Raw genomic sequence first — 17,489 nt, forward strand, 5'->3', positions numbered from 1 at the left:
GCCCCGTGCGCGGCACCATGACCGTCGTGGACGCCGAGGACTTCAGGCAGGTCGTGGACGCCGTCCGGCAGCTGGTCCGGGAGGTCGTGATCCCGCTCGAGGAGCGGATCGAGGACGAGGACCGCATCCCCGACGAGCTGCGCGCACGCGCCGCCGAGATGGGCCTGTTCGGCTACGCGCTGCCCGAGGAGTACGGCGGCCTGGGCGTCACCATGGCCGAGGACGTCGAGCTGGCCGTCGAGTTCGGCTACACCACGCCCGCGTTCCGGTCGCTGTTCGGCACCAACAACGGCATCGCCGGCCAGGTCATCGCGAAGTTCGGCAGCGAGGAGCAGAAGAAGGCCCACCTGCCGCGGCTGGCGTCGGGGGAGCTGATCGCCTCCTTCGCCCTGACCGAGGCCGAGGCCGGCTCCGACCCGGCCGGCCTGCGCACCACCGCCCGCCGGGACGGCGACGCGTGGGTGCTGAGCGGCAGCAAGCGCTACATCACCAACGCGCCGGTCGCCGACCTGTTCGTCGTCTTCGCCCGCAGCGACCCGGACCAGCGGGGTGGGCGCGGCATCTCCAGCTTCGTCGTCGACGCGAGGACGCCCGGGGTCACCGTCGGGCCCAAGGACCGCAAGATGGGACAGGCCGGCGCCTGGACCGCGGAGGTCTTCTTCGACGACGCCCGCGTGCCCGCCGACGCGCTGGTCGGCGAGGAGGGCCGCGGCTACGCCCAGGCGCTGACCGTGCTCTCCCGCGGCCGGCTGCACATCGCCGCGCTGTGCGTCGGGATGGCCCAGCGGGTGCTCGACGAGTCGGTCGCCTACGCGGCCACCGCCCGGCAGGGCGGGGCGCCGATCGGCCGGTTCCAGCTGGTCCAGGCCCAGCTCGCCGACATGCACGCCGAGCTGCTCGCCGGCCGCGCCCTGGTCCGCGACGTCGCCGCCCGCTACGACACCGGCGAGGACACCTCGATCGGCCCGTCGTCGGCCAAGCTGTTCTGCACCGAGATGGTCGGCCGCGCCGTCGACCGGGCGGTGCAGGTCCACGGCGGCCTGGGCTACCTGCGCACCACCCCGGTCGAGCGCTTCTACCGCGACGCCCGCCTCTACCGGCTCTACGAGGGCACCAGCGAGGTCCAGCGGGTGGTCATCGGCGGCGGGCTGCTCCGCGACGCCGGCATGCCCCGTGGTTGAGGGAGGGCCCTCCTGCCCCCCGCTGTTCGCGGGCTCGCGGCGGGACCCTGCAGGAGGGCCGGCGGAGGACCGGGCCGACCGGCGGGAGGTCGTGGGCGAGCTCGGCGCCGCGCTCCGGGACCTCGTCGACGCCGCCGTCCGCACCGAGGTGCCCTCCGACGAGCTGGCCGCGGTCGCGGCCGCGGCACGCGAGCTCACCGCCCGTCTGCGGTCGCAGAGCCGGGGGCTGCACGACGTGGCCCGGGTCGACGACCCGGACGCCGGCGAGCGCTGGTACAGCCCGGTCCACGGCCCGGGCAGCCCGGTGGCGCCGCCGCTGGAGGCGGCCGACACCCCCGACGGCCGGGCCACCGGCCGGGTGACCGTGGGCAAGGCGCACGAGGGTCCGCCCGGCCTGGTGCACGGCGGGGTCGTCGCCACCCTGCTCGACCACGTCCTGGCCCGGGCCGTGCGCGCTGCCGGCCGGGGCGGCCTGACCGCCACGCTGACCGTGCGGTACCGCCGGCCGGTGCCGCTGGGCGTCCCGCTGCTGCTGTCGGCGGAGGCGGGTCAGGCCTCCGGCCGGCGCACCCCGGCCACCGCACGGCTGGTCGCCGCGGACGACCCGGACACCGTGCTCGCCGAGGCCGAGGGCCTGTTCGTCGCCCCACGGCCGGAGCGGGCGGCCGGCGTGTCGGCGCCGATGAGCCGGCCGATCGGCGCCTGGACCACCCGCGGCGACTAGTCCGCCCGCGGGCCCGGGGTGTTGGCCGGGTCACCGCCCGGGTCGCGCTCCGGGCCGCCGGCGGGCTCCAGGAGGGCACCCGGAGCGCCCTCGCCGCGGCCCATCGCGGCCACGAACTGCGCCAGGACCTCGTCGCCGCTGTGGAACGGCGCCCAGTCCAGGAGCCGGCGCGCCCGGGTCGTGTCGAGGGCCGGTGCCTGGGTCCCGAGGTCCAGCCAGCCGGGCTCGGTCGGCACGAGGTGGGCGGTGAAGGCGGCCGAGAGGGCCGCCCGGAGCACGAACGCCGGCACCGGCACGCGGACGGTGCCCAGGGCGCGGGCGATGCCGTCGGCGTCCATCAGCGGCTGGGCGGCCAGGTTGAACGGGCCGGCGGCGCGGCGGTCCAGCATCCGGGTGAGGGCGTCGGCGACGTCGTCGGCGTGCACGAAACCCACGTGCACCGACGGCAGCGGGAGGGGGAGCAGCCTGGCGACCTGCCCGGGCAGCAGCCGCGCCGCGCCGAACAGCAGCGGGCCCAGGAAGTAGCGGCCGATCTCGCTGCTGGCCTCCGGCTGCAGCACCAGCGTCGGGCGGACGACGGTCAGCGTGGTCTCCGGACGGCGGCCGATCAGCTCGCGGACCACCCGCTCGGCCTCGGACTTGTCCCGGCTGTACTGCGACGTGGGGATGCCCGTGGTCGGCCAGTCCTCGGCCACCTCCTGTCCTGCGGCGCCGGCGGCGTAGGCACCCAGCGAGGACAGGTGGACGACGTGCTGCACCCCCGCGGCCGCCGCGGCGCGGGCGACCCGGCGGGTGCCCTCGACGTTCACCCGGTGCAGCCGCTCGGGCTCCCGGCCCGGCTGCAGCGCCCAGGCCAGGTGGACGACGGCGTCGACGCCGTCGAGGAACCGGGTGAGCTCGTGCTCGCTGCGCGTCTCCCCGAGGTCGGCCAGGTGCCACTGGACCCGGTCGTAGGGCGCGGTGTCGGGCGGCTGGCGACGGGCCAGGCCGCGCACCTGCGCCACGCCGCTGGTCGGGGCGGTGAGCCGGCGCAGCAGCGCCGTCCCGACGTTGCCGCTCGCGCCGGTGACGGCGACCGTCAGGCCCTGGAGGCGGTCGCGGGACAGTTCAGCCATGCAGGGCCGCTACCCGCATCCGGGCCGGTGAACCCGGGGCCGCGCGTCACCCGATCGTCACAGACGACGACGCCGGCGGTAACCGGCACACCGTCTACTGGCGCGCAACCGCGAACACCGCGAGTAGACGATCGAGAGGTCCAGCATGGACGTCGGAAGCACCGCATTCATCCTCGCCGCCACGATGGCCGTCGCCCTGATGATCCCCGGGCTGGCCCTCTTCTACGGGGGCATGGTGTCCTCCCGCGGCATCCTCAACATGGTCATGATGGTGTTCGGAGCCGTCGCCGTCGTCGGCGTGCTCTGGACGCTGTTCGGCTTCTCCGCCGTCTTCGGCGACTCCTACGGCGGCGCCGGGCTGCTCGGCGACGTCACCGAGTACCCGGGGCTGGGGTCGCTGGTGGCCGGCGACGAGTCCGCGGCGCTGCCCCCCGCCCTCGTCGCGGTCTTCCAGGCGCTGTTCGCCGTCATCACCACGGCGCTCATCGCCGGCGCGGTCGCCGACCGGGTCCGCTTCGGGCCGTGGCTGCTGTTCGCGGGGCTCTGGGCGGCGCTGGTCTACTTCCCGGTCGCGCACTGGGTGTTCGCGTTCGACTCCGCCGACGGCAGTGTCGTGGGCGGCTGGATCGCCAACCGGCTGGCCGCCGTCGACTTCGCCGGCGGCACCGCCGTCCACATCAACGCCGGCATCGGTGCGCTGGCCGTCGTCCTGGTGATCGGCAAGCGCACCGGCTGGCCGCGCCAGGCCCGCCCCAACAACCTCCCGCTGGTGGCGCTGGGCGCGGGCATCCTGTGGTTCGGCTGGTTCGGCTTCAACGGCGGCTCCGCCCTCGCCGCGGGCAACAGCGCCTCGGTGGTGGTGCTGACGACCTTCAACGCGACCTGTGCGGCGATCCTGTCCTGGCTGCTGGTCGAGAAGCTGCGCGACGGCCACGCCACCACCCTCGGCGGGATGTCCGGCGCCATCGCCGGCCTGGTCGCGATCACCCCGTCCTGTGGCGCGGTGACGCCGATGGGCGCCCTCGCCGTCGGCGCCATCGCCGGCGCCATCTGCCCGCTGGCCATCTCGCTGAAGTACCGCTTCGGCTACGACGACGCGCTCGACGTGGTCGGCGTCCACCTGGTCGGCGGCATCGTCGGCACGCTGCTGGTCGGCGTGTTCGGCTCGGCGGAGGCGCCCAGCGGCCGGGACGGCCTCCTCCACGGCGGCGGCTTCGAGCTGCTGGGCGTGCAGGCGGTGGCCGCGGTCGCGGTGATCGGTTACTCCTTCGTCGTCACGCTGGTCATCGCCCTGGCGATCCAGAAGACGATCGGCCTGCGGGTGGGCGAGGAAGCCGAGATGGGGGGCATCGACGTCGCCCAGCACGCGGAGGTCGCCTACGACCTCGACGGCAGCCTGCACACCCCCGGTGCGACGACGTCGCCCGAGAGCGTCATCGCCTCGGCCGAGCGGATCGCCGCCTCGGGTGCGCCGTCCCCGCGGGCCGGAGCCGGACCGCGGACGGAGACCCCCGCCGGCTGACCCCACGCGCGGAGTGGATCCGTGCGGGTGACCCGCACGGATCCACTCCGCTCCCGCGATCGCCGGGGGCCCGCAGGCCCAGGGACACCAGCGCGATCACCAGCGCCGCCCCCGCAGCCGCCCAGAAGCCGGCCGGGACGCCCGCCGCCTCGGCCAGTCGGGTGACCAGCAGGCTGCCGGCGAGCCCGCCGACCATCAGCGCCAGCGAGCTGGCCGACAGCGCCGTCGACCGCTGTCCCGCGCCGACCCGCCCGTGCAGCAGGTCCTTCCACAACGGCCAGGCCGCCGCGTTGGTGAGGTGGAAGAGCGCGAAGGCCAGTCCGGTCAGGACGACGTCCCCCGCGACGGCCACCGCGGCGACGGCCAGTGCGCCGAGCGCGGACAGCCCGACGCTGGCGGCGGCGACCGAGCCGCGGGCGCCCCGGCGCACCGCCGGGGCGAGCAGCGCGCCGACCCCGGCCGCGGCGTACGAGACGGCCATCACGACGCCGAAGACGGCCGACCCCTGCGTGCTGCTGCCGACGAGCTCGGCCACGTGCAGCGGGCCCAGCAGTTCGAGGGTCGTGAGCACGGTGCCGACCAGCAGCGAGACGGCGAGCAGCCGCCGCAGCAGCCGGTCGCGCACCACCAGACACGCGGTGTCCCGCACGACCGCTGGGACCTCCCACAGCGCGGCCCGCAGCGCCGCTGTCCCGCCGGACCGCGGAGCCCCCACCGGGACGACGAGCACCGCGACGGCGACCATCGAGACCCCGGCCAGCGCCGCCGCGACCAGCAGCGGCACGGTCAGCGCCCCGCTCCCCGGCTCGGCGAGCAGGGGCAGCACGCCGCCGAGCACCGCGCCCAGGCACAGGCCGGCCCCGTCGGCCGCGGCCGCCCGGGACAACCCCGGCGTCACGTCGGCCGCCGGGTCGGCGGTCCGGGCGGTGTCGACGTACCAGGCCTCCAGCGGCCCGGAGTCCAGCGCGCGTCCCATCCCCGTGAGCGCCCAGGCCAGGGCGAACAGCGCCACGCCGTCGGCGACCACCGTCGTCAGCAGGCCGGCCACGGTGAGCGCCCCGGAGAGGAGCAGGACCGGCCGGTGGCCGATCGCGTCGGCCAGCCCGCCGGTGGGCAGCTCCAACGCCAGGGTGACCACCGAGTAGACCGCCACGACGACGCCGATGTCGGCGGGGGAGAGGCCGCGTGCGGACGCCAGCAGCACGGTCACCGGCGCGCTGAGCCCGATCGGCAGCCAGCGCAGCGCGGTGAGCCCGACGAAGCGCCGGGTCGCGGAGCGGACCCCCAGGGGCCTGCTCACGCCGGGTACTCGCGCAGCCGGAACAGGTCGACCAGCACGTGCACCAGCGGCTGGTCGGGTTCCTCCTCCTCGGCCCGCCACCGCTCGAGGACGGCGTTGAGCTCGTCGGCGAGGGCGCGGGCGCGGGCGGGGGAGAGGCGCAGCGCCCAGTCGTTGAGCGACGCGTCGTCCCGCTGGGCCTCGTCCAGCTCCTCGCGCTGCTCGGCGTGCGCGGCCAGCAGCCGGCGGTGCTGGCTGAGCGAGCGGTGGGTGAGCTCGTCGACGACCTCCCGGCCGCCGGGCTGGTCGACGAGCTCCTCGGTGTGCCACCGGGTGCTGCGGTGCAGGGCCCGCCACCAGCGCTCGCGGCCGGTGCCCTCGCCGGGGACCTCCTCGACCAGGCCGAACGAGGCCAGCTGCCGCAGGTGGTAGCTGGTGGCGCCGCTGCTCTCCCCGAGGCGCTGGCCCAGCCTCGAGGCGGTCGACGGCCCCTCGGCGCGCAGCAGGCCGAGCAGGGTGGCCCGCAACGGGTGGGCCAGCGCGCGGAGCGTGCGCGGATCACGGACGTCGACGGCAGGGGTCGGTGGGAGCTCGCCGGTCACCCACCCGACGGTACTATGCAAAGGAGCCTTTGCAAAGGTACCTTTGCATCAACCCCGGGGAGTGGTGTCCTCCAGCGCCCGCCCCCGTCGCTCGGGCAGCGCCCACGAGGCCAGGGCGGTGACCGCGAAGAAGGCGGCGAAGGTGCCGAAGACCAGGCCGTTGCCGCCGGCGTCCAGCAGCGGTGGCACGCACAGCGGAGCGGCGATGGAGGCGATCCGGCCGAAGCCGGCCGCCGCCCCGGCGCCGGTGCCGCGCAGCGCGGTGGGGTAGACCTCCGGCGTGACCGCGTAGACCGCGCCCCACGCGCCGAGGTTGAAGAACGACAGCACCATGCCGGTGACCAGGACGGCGGCCTCGCCGTCGGCGATCGCGAACAGCCCCGCGCCGATGGCCGACCCGACCAGGAAGACGACCAGCGTCGGCCGCCGTCCCCAGCGCTCGATGAGCACCGCGGCGGCGGCGTAGCCGGGCAGCTGCGCGAGGGTGATGAGCAGCGTGAACCCGAAGGACCGGACCAGGGAGAACCCGGAGGCCACCAGCAGGGTCGGCAGCCAGATGAAGGCGCCGTAGTAGGCGAAGTTGATGCCGAACCACACCGTCCACAGCGCCGCCGTCCGACCGCGGGTGCCCCGGGCCCACAGAGCTCCCGGGCCGGGAGGGGTGGCGGGTGCGGCGGGTGCCGACGGCACCGGGTCGACGCCGGCGGCGGACTCGAAGCGGCGCACCGCCGCCTCGGCCTCGTCGGTCCGCCCGCGCAGCTCCAGGAAGCGCACGGACTCGGGCAGTCCGCGGCGCACGACGACGGCGTACACCGCGGGGACGGCGCCGAGAGCGAGCGCCCATCGCCAGCCGGCGTCACTGCGCGGGACGACGAGGTAGCCGATCAGCGCCGCCAGCAGCCAGCCGACCGCCCAGAACGCCTCCAGCAGCACCACCACCCGGCCGCGCACCCTCGCCGGCGCGTACTCGCTGACCAGCGTGGAGGCGACCGGCAGCTCGGCGCCCAGGCCCAGCCCGATGAGGAACCGGAACACCAGCAGCGCCGCCACCGACCACGCCAGCGCGGCCGCGCCGGTGGCCAGCCCGAACACCAGCAGGGTCAGCGCGAAGACCTGCCGCCGGCCGATCCGGTCGGCCAGCAGCCCGCCGAGGGTGGCGCCCAGGGCCATCCCGACGAAGCCGATCGAGCCGATCCACGACAGCTCGGTCGCGCTGAGCTCCCACTGGACGGCGAGCGCGGCCATGACGAAGGAGATGAGGCCGACGTCCATCGCGTCCAGGGCCCAGCCGAGCCCGGAGCCGACCACCAGCCGGCCGTGCTCGCGGGTGAACGGCAGCCGGTCCAGGCGCTGTGCCCGGGTGAGCGAGGTCGTCGTCGCGTCGGTGCTCATCGGGCCGCGCGTACCCCGCGCGACCGCCGGTCACGCGGGGCGAGCAGGTCAGCCGTCGCTGTCCTCGCCGTCGGTGGCGTCCTCGACCTCCTGCTCGGCGTCGTCGACGCCCTCCTCCACGTTCTGCTGGACGTCGTCGTCGACCACGTCACTGCCGCACGCGACACTGGTGAACGAGGCGGCGGCGATGGCGATCCCCGCCGCGGCGGTGCGCCAGCGGCGTCGGGTCAGAGTGGACACGGGGGCCTCCCGGGGGCGTCTCCGATGGGATCGGGGGATGCCCACCGGGGTCGCCGATCATGCGGTGACGTGCCCGTAGCCGGTGACGGTCAGGAACCGGATCGGCAGCTCGACCAGCTCGGCCGGCCCGTGGCAACCCTCCCCGTCGAAGACGAGGGAGTCGCCGGCGTGCATCTCGTACCGGGCCTCACCGTGCCCGTACACCATGACCCCCTCCAGCACGTAGAGGAACTCGGTGCCCGGGTGCTGGAACAGGGGGAAGACCTCGCTGGCCTCGGTGAGGGTCACCAGCAGCGGCTCCAGCCGCTTGTGCTCGCCGCGCAGCGACCCCAGCAGCTGGTAGAGGTGGCCGACGTTGCTGCCCCGCCGCACGATCTGCGCGCCGTGTCCGGCGGGGGTGAACACCGCCTCGCGCTCGGCGTCGAGGCCCCGGAAGAGCGCGGTCACCGGCACGGCGAGCGCGTCGGCGAGGCGGGCCAGGCTGGAGAGGCTGCAGGAGGTCTGGGCGTTCTCGATCTTGGACAGCATCGCCTTGCTCATGCCGGTGAGCCGGGCCAGCTCGGCCAGCGAGATGCCCTTGGCCAGGCGGAACTCGCGCACGCGGAGGGCTATGACGTCCTCGAGATGGCCGCTGGGTGCCTCGTCGTGCGCCCCGGCCGGGGTGACCTCCACCCGGCCGAGCATAGGTCCGGTGAGAGGTCGGGAACCCCCGGTTGACCGGAACGTCACGCACAGTTGACCCGTCCGGCGGACACCCCGGCCGACGGGTGCCCTGCGGGCCCGTCCCGCGCCGGAGGGTCCCCGCAGCGGGTCCGCTCGGCGCGAGGAAGGCCTGCACAGCCGCCATGCTGGCCGCATGACGAGCGCGAGCACGCCGGCCGGGGAGGACCCGGAGCGCCGGCTGAAGACGGGCATCGCGACGGCGTTCGTGGCCGCCGACCCGGTGGCGCTGGTGCTGCCACTGGTCCGGCGGGCGCGCGGGCGCACCGGGGTCCAGGCCGGTCCGTCCCTCGTCGCCGGGGTGCACGCGGTCGTGCTCGGGTCGCTGGCCCTGCGCCGCCCGCACCCGGCGGGGATCCGCTCGGCGCGGGCGCTCGTGGCCGTGGTCGCCTGGTGCGCGGTCGGTCCGGCACTGCTCGGGGCAGGGGACCGGACGGTCGTGCTGCGCGGCCGCTCGCCCCTGTGGGCCTACGCCCTCGACGGGCTGGTCCGCGCGGCGGTGGTGGGCGGCTTCCTGCCCGCGCTGCGCCGGCGTCAGCGGGCGAGCATGCCGGCGTCGACCGGCAGCGCCACGCCGGTGATGTAGCGGGCCTCGTCGGAGGCGAGGAAGGCGACGGCGGCGCTCACGTCCTCCGGCTGGACGAGGGTGACGTCGAGCAGGTTGGCCACGTCCTCCACCGGCTTGGCCGGGGTGTCGATGCTGCCGCCGAAGAGCGCCTCGACCGCGGGGTTGAGCACCATCGGTGTCGCCACCCCCGACGGGTTGACGCAGGTGACCCGGATGCCGTGCGGCGCCAGCCAGTTGGCCCACGTGCGCATCAGCCCCACCACGCCGTGCTTGCTGGCGACGTAGCCGTCGCCGCCGCCGGAGCCGTCACCGCCGCGGCCGGTCAGCCCGAACGCCGAGCTGGTGAGGACGACGGCGCCACCTCGGCCCTGCTCGATCAGCACGGGCGCGGCCGCCTGCACGGTGTTCCACACGCCGGCGAGGTTGACCTCGAGCTGGTCGCGGAAGGCCTCGGCGGCGGGCACGTCCGGGGACATCAGGCCGATGCCGGCGTTGGCGAGCACGACGTCGAGCCGGCCGAGCTCGGAGACGCCGTCCCGCACCGCCGTCCGGAGGGCGTCGGCGTCCCGGACGTCGACCTGCGCGGTCACCACGCGCCGGTCCAGCCGCTCCACCTGCCGTGCGGTCTCGGCGAGGTCCTCGGGCGTGGCCAGGTCGTAGGCGACGGTGCCGATCGGTGCACAGAGGTCGACGGCGATGACGTCGGCGCCCTCGCCGGCCAGGCGGAGGGCGTGGCTGCGGCCCTGCCCGCGCGCCGCCCCGGTGATGAATGCGACCCGGCCGTCGAACCGTCCCACGAGTCCTCCCGCGATGGTGTCCTGCAGTCTGGACCGCCCCGGCCGCCGGGAGTCATCGGCCACCGCCCGGCGTGTGGTCGACGAGGCGACGAGGGGCCGTCCCACCGCGGCGGCCCGGCGCTCCCCGCCGCGGTGGGACGGCGGGCAACACGAACTCACCGTGGCGGTAACCGTCGTGAAACCCGCCGCGGGTTCACTCCCATGCGACAACAGTTCACGTCAGTGGACGCAACGCCAGGAGGCTCCCGTGTCGCTCACCGCCACCCGCCCCGAGGCCCCGCCGGAGCCGGTCGACGTGCCGGCCCTCGACCTCGCCACCCGCGCCCGTGCCGACGGCATCGAGTTCGTCCTGGCGCTGTTCGTGGACCTCACCGGCAAGCCCTGCGCCAAGCTGGTGCCGGTCGAGGCGGTCGAGGAGCTGCAGACCGAGGGTGTCGGCTTCGCCGGCTACGCCGTCGGCGCGATGGGCCAGGAGCCCAGGGACCCCGACCTCATGGCCGTCCCCGACCCGTCCTCCTACATGCCGGTGCCGTTCATCCGGCCGGGCCTGGCCATCGTGCACTGCGACCCGCACGTCGAGGGGCGGCCCTGGCCGTACGCCCCCCGCGTGATCCTCAGGGAGCAGCTGGCCCGCGCCGCCGCGCTCGGTCTGGAGCTCAAGGTCGGCGCCGAGGTCGAGTACTTCCTCGTCGAGCGCGGCCCGGACGGCGCGCTGCGCCCGGCCGACCCCAGGGACACCGCCGAGCGCCCCTGCTACGACGCCCGTGGCCTGACCCGCATGTACGACCACCTCACCGAGGTGAGCAGGGCGATCAACTCCCTGGGCTGGGGCAACTACGCCAACGACCACGAGGACGGCAACGGGCAGTTCGAGCAGAACTTCGCCTACGCCGACGCCCTCACCACCGCCGACCGGGTGGTGACCCTCCGGTACCTGCTGTCGGTGCTGGCCGAGCAGCGGGGGATGACCGCGACCTTCATGCCCAAGCCGTTCAGCGACCGCACCGGCAGCGGGCTGCACATGCACCTGTCGTTGTGGCGCGACGGCGTCCCGGCCTTCCCCGAGGCCGGGGACCGGCGCGGCCTGGGGCTCTCGCCGCTGGCGTACTCCTTCGTCGCGGGCCTGATCGAGCACGCGGCCGGGCTCCAGGCGGTGCTCGCCCCGACGGTCAACTCCTACAAGCGCACCGGCGCGAGCTCCACCCGCTCGGGCGCGACCTGGTCACCGCGGACGGCGACCTACGGCGGCAACGACCGCACCCACCTGCTGCGGGTGCCCGACGGCAACCGCGTCGAGCTGCGCGGCGGTGACGGCTCGGCCAACCCCTACCTGGCCGCCGCGGCCGCACTCGCCGCCGGGCTGGACGGCGTCCGCCGCGGGCTGGACCCCGGCGACCCGGGCGCCACCCGCAGCGCCGTGCTGCCGCCGACGCTGCTGCACGCGGTCGAGGCGCTGGAGGCCGACCCGGTCGTCGCGGGCGCGCTCGACGTGGCGGGCCCGGGCGTGGCCGGCTACTTCGCCGGGCTCAAGCGCGACGAGTTCTTCGAGTGGCACGGGCAGGTGACCCCCTGGGAGGTCGACCGCTACGTGACCGCCTTCTGACCCGACCCACTCCGGACGAGAGGACCCCCCTGACGTGTGCGGGATCGTCGGGCTCCACCTGCGGGAGCCCTCCCTGTACCCCCGGCTCGGCGAGCTGCTGACCGGGATGCTCTGCCAGGTCACCGAGCGCGGCCCGGACTCCGCAGGGGTCGCCGTGTACGGCGACCCGCGGTGGTCGCCGCAGGGCGAGGCCAGCGTCTCGCTGCTGACCGGGGACCGGACGGCGGACGACGTCGCCGCCGCCGTCCGCGGAACGCTGCCGGAGGCCGAGGTCGTCGACGCCGGCCAGACCCTCGTGGTGCACGCCGCGACCGACCCCGGCACGCTGGCCGCCGCCGTCCGGGAGGCCGTGCCGGGCGCGCTGGTCATCGGGGCCGGCGACGAGGTCGCCGTCCTCAAGGGCGTCGGCTCCCCGCAGTCGCTGGCCGCCGAGTTCGGCCTGCCCGCCGCACAGGGCTGGCAGGGCGTGGCGCACACCCGGATGGCCACGGAGTCGGCGGTGACGCCGGCGCACTGCCACCCGTTCTCGGTCGGGACCGACCAGTGCCTGGTGCACAACGGCTCGTTCGCCAACCACGCCACCATCCGCCGCGAGCTGAGGGCGGCCGGCGCCGTCTTCGACAGCGACAACGACTCCGAGGTGGGCGCCCGCTTCGTCGCCGCGCAGCTGGCCGCCGGGTACGACCTGTCGACGTCGCTGAAGCTGCTCTGCGAGCGGTTCGACGGCTTCTACACGCTGCTGGTCTCCACGAGGGACAGCTTCGCCGTCGTCCGCGACGCCATCGCCTGCAAGCCCGCGGTCGTCGCCGAGACCCCGCAGTGGGTGGCGATGGCGTCGGAGTACCGCGCCCTGGCCGGCCTGCCCGGCGTCGAGTCCGCCCGCATCTTCGAGCCCGAGCCGGAAGAGGTCTACGCATGGCAGCGCTGAGCACGATCGAGGTCCCCACCGCGGTGGAGCCCGCCCTCGTCGACCTGTCCCTCTCCGGCGTGCGGGAGCTCAACCAGGCGCTGCACGCCCCCGACGTCGCCGACAAGGCGCCGTCCTGGCGGGTCACGCACCCCGACGGGAAGCACAACGTGGCCGTCGGCCTCGACGCCGCGATCGACGTCCGGATCGAGGGGCACGTCGGCTACTACTGCGCCGGGATGACCAAGACCGCGACGGTGACCGTCGAGGGCAACGCCGGCGTCGGCGTCGCCGAGAACATGATGAGCGGCACCGTGCGGGTGCGCGGCAACGCCTCGCAGGCGGCCGGCGCCACCGCGCACGGCGGGCTGCTGGTCGTCGAGGGCTCCGCCGCCGCGCGCTGCGGCATCTCGATGAAGGGCGTGGACATCGTCGTCGGCGGCGACGTCGGGCACATGAGCGCCTTCATGGGCCAGGCCGGCCGGCTGGTCGTCTGCGGCGACGCCGGCGACGCGCTCGGCGACTCCCTCTACGAGGCCCGCATCTACGTGGCCGGCTCGGTCGCGAGCCTCGGCGCGGACTGCGTGGAGAAGGAGGTCCGTCCCGAGCACCTCGCCGAGCTCACCGAGCTGCTGGCCGCGGCCGGCCTGGACGCCGACCCGTCGTCCTTCCGCCGGTACGGCTCCGCCCGCCGGCTCTACAACTTCTCCGTCGACAACGCCTCGGCGTACTGAGGGGGCTCTCATGCGTGAATCCGCGACCTTCGACCGCACCACCATCGCCGAGATCCAGCGCGCCGCCGAGACCGGCATCTACGACATCCGCGGCGGCGGGGCCAAGCGCCGCGTGCCGCACTTCGACGACCTGCTCTTCCTCGGCGCGAGCATGTCCCGGTACCCGCTCGAGGGGTACCGCGAGCGCTGCGACACCGACGTCGTCCTCGGCGACCGCAACGCCACCTACCCGCTGCACCTGTCCACCCCGGTGACGATCGCCGGGATGAGCTTCGGCGCGCTGTCCGGCCGCGCCAAGGAGGCGCTGGGCCGGGGTGCCAGCGAGGTCGGGACGTCGACGACCACCGGCGACGGCGGGATGACCGAGGAGGAGCGCGGCCAGTCCAAGCACCTCGTCTACCAGTACCTGCCCTCGCGCTACGGCATGAACCCCGACCACCTGCGCATGGCCGACGCCATCGAGGTCGTGCTCGGCCAGGGCGCCAAGCCCGGCGGCGGAGGGATGCTGCTCGGCCAGAAGATCACCGAGCGGGTCGCCGGGATGCGCACCCTGCCGGTCGGCGTCGACCAGCGCAGCGCCTGCCGGCACCCCGACTGGACCGGCCCCGACGACCTGGAGATCAAGATCCGGGAGCTGCGGGAGATCACCGACTGGGAGAAGCCGGTCTACGTGAAGATCGGCGCCAGCCGCACCTACTACGACGTGAAGCTGGCGGCCAAGGCCGGCGCCGACGTCATCGTGCTCGACGGCATGCAGGGCGGCACCGCCGCGACCCAGGACGTGTTCATCGAGAACGTCGGCATCCCGACCCTGGCCGCGCTGCCCCAGGCGGTGCAGGCGCTGCAGGAGGAGGGGCTGCACCGGCAGGTGCAGTTGATCGTCTCCGGGGGCGTCCGCAACGGCGCCGACCTCGCCAAGTGCATGGCACTGGGTGCCGACGCCGTCGCCATCGGCACCGCCGCGCTGATCGCGCTCGGCGACAACTCGCCGCACCTGGACGAGGAGTACCGGGCGCTCGGCTCCGCGGCCGGGTTCTACGACGACTGGCAGGCCGGCCGCGACCCGGCCGGCATCACCACCCAGGACGACGAGCTGGCCGCGCGCCTGGACCCGGTGGTCGGCGGGCGGCGGGTCGCCAACCTCATCCGGGTGATGACGATGGAGGCGCAGGTCATCGCCCGCGCCTGCGGCAAGGCCCACCTGCACTCGCTGGAGCCCGAGGACCTCGTCGCCCTGACCATCGAGGCCGCCGCGATGGCCCGGGTCCCGCTGGCCGGCACCTCCTGGATCCCGGGCCGATGAGCGGACAGGGGCGCGAGCATCGCCGCGACCGCCGGCGAGCGAGGAGCGGAACGCCCCGCGGGAGCGAACGGGGGGTGTCGTGAGCGACCTGCGGGCCGAGGTCGCCGTCGTCGGGGCGGGCCTCATGGGCGCCGCGACGGCGTGGGAGCTGGCCCGGCGCGGGGTGTCGGTCGCGCTGGTGGAGGCCTTCGACCCGGGCCACGTCCACGGCAGCTCGCACGGCACGTCGCGGATCGTCCGCCGGGCCTACGCCGACCCGTTCTACGTGCGGCTGACCGGCCGGGCGTTCGACCGCTGGGCCGAGGCCGAGGCCGACACCGGGACGACGCTGCTGCGGACCACCGGCGGCCTCGACCACGGCTCGGCGCGCGACCCGGTCGGCCTGGCCGGGCTGATGGAGCGGGAGGGCGTGCCGCACGAGCTGCTCCCCGCGGCCGAGGCCGAGGGGCGCTGGCCGGGGATGCGCTTCGACGGGCCGGTGCTGTTCCACCCGGAGGCGGCGGTGCTCGACGCCGACGCCGCGGTCGCCGCCTGGGTGCGCCGGGTCGGCGAGCTCGGCGGGACCGTCCTGGGGCGCACGCGGGTCACCGGCGTCGAGCCGCTCGGGGACGGCGTGCTGGTGCGCACCGACGGGCCGGCGGTCGCAGCCGACCGGGTGGTGGTCGCGGCCGGGCCGTGGCTGCCCGAGCTGGCGCCGGAGGTCGGCGTGCCCCTCGGCCTGCCGCCGCTCACGGTGACCCAGCAGCAGGTCTTCCACTTCCGGCTCGCGGACCCGGAGGCCGCCTGGCCGACCTTCGTGCACAAGGGGGACCTGCAGCTGTTCGGGCTGCCCTCGGGCGCCGACGGCGGCCCGCGGCCGGCGTTCAAGGTCGCCCAGCACGACGGTGGCACCGCCACCACGGCGTCGGCCCGCGACGGCCGGATCGACCCGGTGTCGCGGGAACGGGTCGCGCGGTTCGTGGCCGAGTGGCTCCCGGGCCTGGCTCCCGAACCGGTCGCCCAGGGCAGCTGCCTCTACACCACCACGCCGACCGAGGACTTCGTGCTCGACCGGGTCGGCCCGGTCGTCGTCGTCTCGCCGTGCTCGGGCCACGGGGCCAAGTTCGCCGCGCTGGTGGGGGAGCTGGCCGCCGACCTCGCGCTGGACCGGGCGTCCGCCGATCCCCGCTTCGCCCTCCCGGCGGCTGCGACGGTGTGACGCGGAGTGCGCCGGGCGAGGGATCCTCGCCCGGCGCACTCCGGCGGGTGGTGCCAGGCGGCGAGCTGCTCGCCGGACCAGGGGCCCCGGGGCCTCCCCGGCGGCCCCGGTCGGGGGGTCAGCTGCTGATGGCGATGCGGCGCGGCTTGGCCTGTTGGGACTTGGGCACGCGCACGGTCAGCACGCCGTCGGTCAGCTGCGCGGTCACACCGTCGGCGTCGACGTCGCCGGGCAGGGTGACCGAGTAGGAGAACTGGCCGACGCGGCGGGCGCGGCGGCGCAGGATGCCGGCGCGCTCCTTCTCCTTGACCTCCCCGGAGACGGTGAGCTCCCGGTCGGTGAGCTGGATGTCGACGTCGTCGCGCGCGACGCCGGGCAGGTCGATCTCGACCGACCACGCGTCGTCGGTCTCCTCGACGTCGGCCAGCGGGGCCCACCGGTCCAGGCCGCTGCCGCCGAGGCCGGTCTCCCACAGCCGGTTCATCCGCTCGGCGAGGTCGGCGAACTCGCGGAAGGGGTCCCACGAGGCGACGGAGCGCGACGGGGAACGGACGGGCAGGGTCATGTCCCGGACTCCTCTCGACTCGATGTGGGTGGACGCCGCATACAACTTCCAGTGGTGACTGGAGATTCCCGGCCGGCCCGTCAGCCGTGCTGGCGCACGTGCGCGGTCACCAGCTCGGCGACCCGCTCGGGAGCGAGCTCCGGGATCCAGTGGGTCACCCCCTGCAGCACCTCCAGCCGGTAGGGCGCGTCCACGAAGCGGTGGGTGGCCTCGATCGCGGCCCGGCCGAGGAAGGCGTCCCCGGTGCTCCACACGTGCAGGGTCGGCACGCGGACCCGGCCGACCGGGTCGCGGGCGTCGAAGGGCAGCGCCCGGTACCAGGCCAGCGCCGAGGACAGCGCGCCGGGCTCCCGCATGCGGGCCACGTAGTGGTCGCACACGTCCTGCGGCAGGTCGCTGCGCAGGAACATGCGGCGCAGCGGCTCGCCGCCCCCGACCAGGAGGAGCCGCTCGGGCAGGAACGGCACCTGGAACAGCCCCATGTAGTACGACCGCAGCGCCTGGTCGCTGGTGACCATCGCCCGCGCCATGGCGGCCGGGTGCGGCACCGAGAGGGCGGTCAGCGTGCGGACCCGCTCCGGGTGCCACGCCGCCAGCGCCCAGCCGACGATGCCGCCCCAGTCGTGGCCCACGACGTGGGCGCTGCCGAGCCCGGCCTCGTCGAGCATCGCCAGGACGTCGGCGGTCACCTCCCGCAGCCGGTACGCCGACCGCCCGGTCGGCCGGGCGCTGGGGGAGTAGCCGCGCTGGTCCGGCGCGAGGGTGCGCAGGCCGGCGGCGTGCAGGCCGGCCGCGACGGCGGCCCACGCGGTGGAGTCCTGGGGGAAGCCGTGCAGGAGCACCACGGGTTCACCGTCGGGAGGGCCGCCGTCCCGGACGTCGAACACCATGCCGTCGCGCCGGAAGCTGTCCACCCCGTGACCCTGCTCGCCACCACCGCGGCGCGCCAGTGGTCCGCCCGGCCGTCACGGTCCGTGAGGACTCGTGCGCGGACACGCGACCGCCCGGACGGGTGCAGACACTGGCGTGCAGGCGGCGC

Annotated in this window: 18 protein-coding genes; 9 read left to right on the forward strand and 9 right to left on the reverse strand. The window is 75.4% G+C overall.

Translation table 11 applies throughout. The features are described 5' to 3' along the window. The first annotated feature begins 5 nt into the window (after positions 1–5). Complete coding sequence (locus ACI79I_RS00630) at positions 6–1,181, forward strand: acyl-CoA dehydrogenase family protein (RefSeq protein ID WP_456990018.1); 1,176 nt, start codon at positions 6–8, stop codon at positions 1,179–1,181. Positions 1,182–1,272: 91 nt separating this feature from the next. Continuing rightward, a complete protein-coding gene (locus ACI79I_RS00635) occupies positions 1,273–1,905 on the forward strand; it encodes a PaaI family thioesterase (protein ID WP_456990020.1) in 633 nt (210 codons plus the stop codon). Here ACI79I_RS00635 and ACI79I_RS00640 read toward each other — a convergent pair. After that, complete coding sequence (locus tag ACI79I_RS00640; protein WP_456990022.1) at positions 1,902–3,020, reverse strand: NAD-dependent epimerase/dehydratase family protein; 1,119 nt, start codon at positions 3,018–3,020, stop codon at positions 1,902–1,904. The genes ACI79I_RS00635 and ACI79I_RS00640 overlap by 4 nt on opposite strands. Positions 3,021–3,165: 145 nt before the next feature. Between ACI79I_RS00640 and ACI79I_RS00645 the strand changes: the two genes are divergently transcribed. Next, a complete protein-coding gene (locus ACI79I_RS00645) occupies positions 3,166–4,542 on the forward strand; it encodes an ammonium transporter (RefSeq protein WP_456990024.1) in 1,377 nt (458 codons plus the stop codon). Here ACI79I_RS00645 and ACI79I_RS00650 read toward each other — a convergent pair. Genes ACI79I_RS00650 through ACI79I_RS00670 form a run of 5 tightly spaced genes read right to left on the reverse strand, consistent with a single transcriptional unit; the run spans position 4,454 to position 8,727 of the window. Then, the gene (locus ACI79I_RS00650) at positions 4,454–5,842 is read right to left on the reverse strand and encodes an MFS transporter (RefSeq protein WP_456990026.1); all 1,389 of its coding nucleotides are present in this window, start codon (positions 5,840–5,842) and stop codon (positions 4,454–4,456) included. The genes ACI79I_RS00645 and ACI79I_RS00650 overlap by 89 nt on opposite strands. Further along, positions 5,839–6,423, reverse strand: a complete 585-nt coding sequence (locus ACI79I_RS00655; RefSeq protein WP_456990028.1) for a helix-turn-helix domain-containing protein — start codon at positions 6,421–6,423, stop codon at positions 5,839–5,841. Before ACI79I_RS00655 ends, ACI79I_RS00650 begins: the two co-directional genes overlap by 4 nt. Positions 6,424–6,471: 48 nt before the next feature. After that, a complete protein-coding gene (locus ACI79I_RS00660; RefSeq protein ID WP_456990030.1) occupies positions 6,472–7,815 on the reverse strand; it encodes an MFS transporter in 1,344 nt (447 codons plus the stop codon). Positions 7,816–7,863: 48 nt separating this feature from the next. Then, on the reverse strand, positions 7,864–8,055 hold the full coding sequence (locus ACI79I_RS00665) for a hypothetical protein (protein WP_456990032.1): 192 nt from the start codon (positions 8,053–8,055) through the stop codon (positions 7,864–7,866). A 57-nt stretch (positions 8,056–8,112) separates the two neighbouring features. Next, entirely contained in the window at positions 8,113–8,727 is a 615-nt protein-coding gene (locus tag ACI79I_RS00670; protein ID WP_456990034.1) for a helix-turn-helix domain-containing protein, read from the reverse strand. A 184-nt stretch (positions 8,728–8,911) separates the two neighbouring features. Between ACI79I_RS00670 and ACI79I_RS00675 the strand changes: the two genes are divergently transcribed. Then, entirely contained in the window at positions 8,912–9,361 is a 450-nt protein-coding gene (locus ACI79I_RS00675; protein ID WP_456990036.1) for a hypothetical protein, read from the forward strand. Here ACI79I_RS00675 and ACI79I_RS00680 read toward each other — a convergent pair. Next, the gene (locus ACI79I_RS00680) at positions 9,310–10,140 is read right to left on the reverse strand and encodes a mycofactocin-coupled SDR family oxidoreductase (RefSeq protein WP_456990038.1); all 831 of its coding nucleotides are present in this window, start codon (positions 10,138–10,140) and stop codon (positions 9,310–9,312) included. The two genes, ACI79I_RS00675 and ACI79I_RS00680, sit on opposite strands and share 52 nt — an antisense overlap. Before the next feature lie 247 nt (positions 10,141–10,387). Between ACI79I_RS00680 and glnT the strand changes: the two genes are divergently transcribed. The 5 genes from glnT to ACI79I_RS00705 all read left to right on the forward strand — a co-directional run bounded on the left by glnT (position 10,388) and on the right by ACI79I_RS00705 (position 15,885). Continuing rightward, the gene (gene glnT, locus ACI79I_RS00685; protein WP_456990040.1) at positions 10,388–11,743 is read left to right on the forward strand and encodes a type III glutamate--ammonia ligase; all 1,356 of its coding nucleotides are present in this window, start codon (positions 10,388–10,390) and stop codon (positions 11,741–11,743) included. Positions 11,744–11,777: 34 nt separating this feature from the next. Continuing rightward, on the forward strand, positions 11,778–12,671 hold the full coding sequence (locus ACI79I_RS00690; RefSeq protein WP_456990043.1) for a hypothetical protein: 894 nt from the start codon (positions 11,778–11,780) through the stop codon (positions 12,669–12,671). After that, the gene (locus tag ACI79I_RS00695) at positions 12,659–13,384 is read left to right on the forward strand and encodes a GltB/FmdC/FwdC-like GXGXG domain-containing protein (RefSeq protein WP_456990045.1); all 726 of its coding nucleotides are present in this window, start codon (positions 12,659–12,661) and stop codon (positions 13,382–13,384) included. The genes ACI79I_RS00690 and ACI79I_RS00695 overlap by 13 nt, the downstream gene beginning before the upstream one ends. Positions 13,385–13,394: 10 nt before the next feature. Further along, entirely contained in the window at positions 13,395–14,687 is a 1,293-nt protein-coding gene (locus tag ACI79I_RS00700) for an FMN-binding glutamate synthase family protein (RefSeq protein ID WP_456990047.1), read from the forward strand. Between the two features lie 79 nt (positions 14,688–14,766). After that, positions 14,767–15,885 (forward strand): FAD-dependent oxidoreductase, encoded by a 1,119-nt coding sequence (locus ACI79I_RS00705; protein ID WP_456990049.1) that lies wholly within the window; start codon positions 14,767–14,769, stop codon positions 15,883–15,885. Positions 15,886–16,003: 118 nt separating this feature from the next. Here ACI79I_RS00705 and ACI79I_RS00710 read toward each other — a convergent pair whose 3' ends face one another. Next, positions 16,004–16,450 carry an Hsp20/alpha crystallin family protein gene (locus tag ACI79I_RS00710; RefSeq protein WP_456990051.1) on the reverse strand — a complete coding sequence of 149 codons (447 nt, stop codon included), beginning with the start codon at positions 16,448–16,450 and terminating at the stop codon, positions 16,004–16,006. An 80-nt stretch (positions 16,451–16,530) separates the two neighbouring features. Continuing rightward, entirely contained in the window at positions 16,531–17,364 is an 834-nt protein-coding gene (locus tag ACI79I_RS00715) for an alpha/beta fold hydrolase (RefSeq protein ID WP_456990053.1), read from the reverse strand. Positions 17,365–17,489: the final 125 nt, after the last annotated feature.

Source organism: Geodermatophilus sp. SYSU D01105 (assembly GCF_054050095.1).

Excerpts from the sequence above, each read along its gene's own strand:
- ACI79I_RS00640 (WP_456990022.1), bottom strand. The coding sequence starts at position 3,020 with ATGGCTGAACTGTCCCGCGACCGCCTCCAGGGCCTGACGGTCGCCGTC.
- ACI79I_RS00645 (WP_456990024.1), top strand. The coding sequence starts at position 3,166 with ATGGACGTCGGAAGCACCGCATTCATCCTCGCCGCCACGATGGCCGTC.
- ACI79I_RS00660 (WP_456990030.1), bottom strand. The coding sequence starts at position 7,815 with ATGAGCACCGACGCGACGACGACCTCGCTCACCCGGGCACAGCGCCTG.
- ACI79I_RS00675 (WP_456990036.1), top strand. The coding sequence starts at position 8,912 with ATGACGAGCGCGAGCACGCCGGCCGGGGAGGACCCGGAGCGCCGGCTG.
- ACI79I_RS00695 (WP_456990045.1), top strand. The coding sequence starts at position 12,659 with ATGGCAGCGCTGAGCACGATCGAGGTCCCCACCGCGGTGGAGCCCGCC.
- ACI79I_RS00700 (WP_456990047.1), top strand. The coding sequence starts at position 13,395 with ATGCGTGAATCCGCGACCTTCGACCGCACCACCATCGCCGAGATCCAG.
- ACI79I_RS00710 (WP_456990051.1), bottom strand. The coding sequence starts at position 16,450 with ATGACCCTGCCCGTCCGTTCCCCGTCGCGCTCCGTCGCCTCGTGGGAC.